The organism is Caldalkalibacillus thermarum (genome assembly GCF_014644735.1).
GTDB classification, from domain to species: domain Bacteria; phylum Bacillota; class Bacilli; order Caldalkalibacillales; family Caldalkalibacillaceae; genus Caldalkalibacillus; species Caldalkalibacillus thermarum.
Map to the genome: position 1 here is coordinate 1 of NZ_BMKZ01000084.1, position 3469 is coordinate 3469.

The 3469-nt window shown below is 49.7% G+C and carries 3 protein-coding genes; 2 read left to right on the forward strand and 1 reads right to left on the reverse strand.

The features are described from left to right. The first annotated feature begins 267 nt into the window (after positions 1–267). A complete protein-coding gene (locus IEW48_RS16270) occupies positions 268–1419 on the forward strand; it encodes an IS1380 family transposase (RefSeq protein WP_188624671.1) in 1152 nt (383 codons plus the stop codon). 287 nt (positions 1420–1706) lie between these two features. Then, complete coding sequence (locus tag IEW48_RS16275; protein ID WP_268236587.1) at positions 1707–2378, forward strand: L,D-transpeptidase family protein; 672 nt, start codon at positions 1707–1709, stop codon at positions 2376–2378. Positions 2379–2439: 61 nt separating this feature from the next. Here IEW48_RS16275 and glnA read toward each other — a convergent pair. Then, positions 2440–3469 (reverse strand): type I glutamate--ammonia ligase (glnA, locus tag IEW48_RS16280; protein ID WP_188624673.1); only part of this gene is annotated, 1030 nt, incomplete at its 5' end.

Consider the following 3469-nt stretch of genomic DNA (forward strand, 5'->3'; position numbering starts at 1 on the left):
GCTGATCCTGGTTATGGCGATACACAGCAATACCTCCAAGTGCAAGGTTTTTGTAGGTGGTTTTTGAAAAACCCTTGCACTTAATTTCGCCAAAAATAGGTCTTTTCCTTTCAATATCAACATTTTTCTGTTTTTCAGCAAACCCTAATTATATTGGAAGATAAAAGATAAACCTGAATCCGTGAGGATTCATCTATTAATCCCTCACCTGCTTTGGTACAATGGGAATAAGTATAATCAGATTCTCCCACCTGGCAGGTGAAAAGGATGCGGTTTATGATTAAAGCCTCTCATGAACGATTAACAGCCCATAGTGGATTGGGATTAATTGGATTGCTCTTGGAAAAAACAGACTTACGCCCCAAGTTGAACCAACTCAAGATCCCAGGATTGAAGTATCCCTTACTGTCCCACAGTGACATTGTTTATGCCATGATCGGATTGCTGGCTCAGGGTAAAAGCGATTTTGAACATATCGAAGCCTTTCGTGAGGATGACTTCTTCCNACCGATCGACGTGGATGTCTCCCCTTTTGATAACACCGATACCCACAAAGAAGGCGTGAGCCGGACCTACAAAGGCTGTGATGGCTATGCCCCCTTATTGGCCTATATTGGCCGGGAAGGGTACGGGTTGTATGCCGAGTTGCGCGAAGGGCGCACCCATGTCCAGAAAGAGGTGGACCAAAAACTGCGGGAGATGATTCCCCGGGCCAAAAGCATGACAGAGAAACCCTTGTTGTTACGGATGGATGCCGGCAACGATGCCCTGAACAACCTGGCCGTTTGTCAGGAAGAAGGGGTGCATTTTATCATTAAACGCAACCTGCGCCGGGAATCCCCCGAAGCCTGGCTGGCCATTGCTCAGGATCAGGGAAAAGCCACGGTGATCCGGGAGGGGTGCACACGCTATACGGGTAAAATCCGTGTGACCGATCCGGGATTGCCCCAACCGGTCTATCAGGTGTTTGATGTGCGGGAAACGACGATCGCCAAAGATGGCCAGATTCTTTTAATCCCAGAGATCACGGTGGATGTTTATTGGACGGATCTGGATGAGGACGTGGCCGATATCATTGACCTCTACCATGATCATGCCACCTGCGAGCAGTTTCATAGTGAACTCAAGACCGATCTGGATTTGGAACGCTTACCGTCCGGTAAGTTTGCCACCAATGATCTGGTCTTATGTCTGGGGCTGTTTACCTATACCCTGCTGCGGATCATCAGTCAGGAGAGTTTGCGGGTGAATGACAGCCCCCTGCGCAAAAAAGTGCAGCAGCGCCGGATCCGGACGGTGATCCAGACGTTGATCACCCTGGCAGCAAAAATGGTGACACATGGCCGCCGGCAATATCTGTATATTGGATCACGGGCTTGGTTAACACCGTTTAAACGGCTCTATCAGGCTTTTGCCTAAACCTCGCCCAGACATTTGACCTGTCACTCAAACGCCCTGTGACCAGGGCGTCTTTGGCATGCCATCGAAATCTGCTGGGCGGGGGATGGGCTGGAATATATAGGTATTTAAGGTGATAATCAAATATTTTGTGATCATTTTAATGTCTATAAGTCATCATGTGGCAAATATTTAAACCAATCCCGCCCATATGTCACGGATTCAGGAAAAGGACATAAAAAATAACTGGGACATACAAGGACAATGAATGCCGCATCCCAGGCGGACGGCATGCCACCGCACTTGAAATCAGTCAAGGAGACAGAGGGTTAAGAGTAAACGATTTACAGCAGGCATTGGGTTTACTCGGCTATGAACTGGTCCAAGATGGGATCTTTGGACCACAAACCCAACAAAAACTGCTGGTCTTTCAGGAGGATCACGGGCTTCCGGTCAGCGGACGCTTGGACAAAGCAACGGCAGAGAAACTGAACCACGCCTTAAATCAACAGGGGATCACTGAGCCGGTAGGAATTAAGGCGGCTCATCCTCCTACTCAAGGCTACTGGGTGGCGGTCAACAAGTCCACTAACCGCCTGCTTTTGTTCCAGGGTGAAAGAGCGATCGCCGATTATCCTGTCGCCTCAAGAAAAAATGCTTCTCTTACTCCGGAAGGACAATTTAAGATTGTCTTCAAAGCCATTGACCCGGCCTGGGGCGGGGCTGGCATTGCCCCTCCTGTCGCTGGCGGTCATCCTGACAACCCGCTGGAATCCCGCTGGTTGGGTCTTGATATTGGGGGAGGAGGCACTTACGGCATTCATGGCACCAATAATCCGGCCAACATTGGGACGTATGCTTCACTGGGATGTGTGCGCATGCACAATCATGATGTGGAATACTTGTATGAGCTGTTGCCGGAGCACACTCCTGTCTGGATTGGCTCAACCCAGCAGCTAGAGAATTGGGGAATCCGTTAATTTTCAAACAGAAAAGCTGTCCCAAGCGATGGGGACAGCTTTCCTTTATACTCTTTGGTTCTCAATAAGCGGTGAGATACTGGTCGCGCTCCCAGGGATGCACCTGGGTTCTGAACATATCCCATTCAATTTCTTTGGCTTCGATGAAGCGGGTGAGAATATGTTCACCCAGTGCTTTTTTAAGCACCTCATTTTGTTTCAACTCTTCAATCGCTTCTTTGAGCGTGGATGGCAGACTGTCAATGCGGTTTTCCTTGCGCTCCTCTTCTGTCATAGTATAGATGTTTTGATTCGTTGGTGGAACCAGAGGAAGCTTTTTCTTAATGCCATCCAATCCAGCAGCCAGCATGACGGCAAGGGCCAGATACGGATTGGCCGACGGGTCTGGATTGCGCAATTCTATGCGCGTGCTTAAACCGCGTGATGCCGGCACCCGGACCAGCGGACTTCTGTTTTTGGCCGACCAGGCGACATAGCAAGGCGCTTCATAGCCAGGCACTAAACGTTTGTAAGAGTTGACAGTTGGATTGGTAATGGCGGCCATGGCTCTGGCGTGATGCAGAATGCCGGCCAAATATTGTTTGGCGGTGTCACTAAGGCCCAGTTCATCCCGTTCATCGTAGAAGGCATTCTCCTCTCCCCTGAACAAGGATTGGTGACAGTGCATGCCTGATCCGTTTACCCCAAACAGCGGTTTGGGCATAAACGTGGCGTGCAGCCCGTGTTGTTTAGCGACGTTTTTCACGACCACTTTAAAGGTTTGGATATTATCGGCTGCAGTGACAGCATTGGCATATTTAAAGTCGATCTCATGCTGTCCCGGGGCCACTTCATGGTGGGAGGCTTCAATTTCAAAGCCCATTTTTTCCAGGGTGAGCACAATATCCCGGCGGCAATTTTCACCTAAATCGGTGGGAGCCAGATCAAAATAACCGCCTTGATCATTCACTTCCAAGGTTGGATCGCCTTTTTCATCCAGCTTAAACAGGAAGAACTCCGGTTCAGGCCCGACGTTCATGGCCGTAAAGCCTAGCGTTTCTGCCTCTTTCAGCATCCGCTTCAAGACCCCCCGCGGATCTCCGGCAAACGGT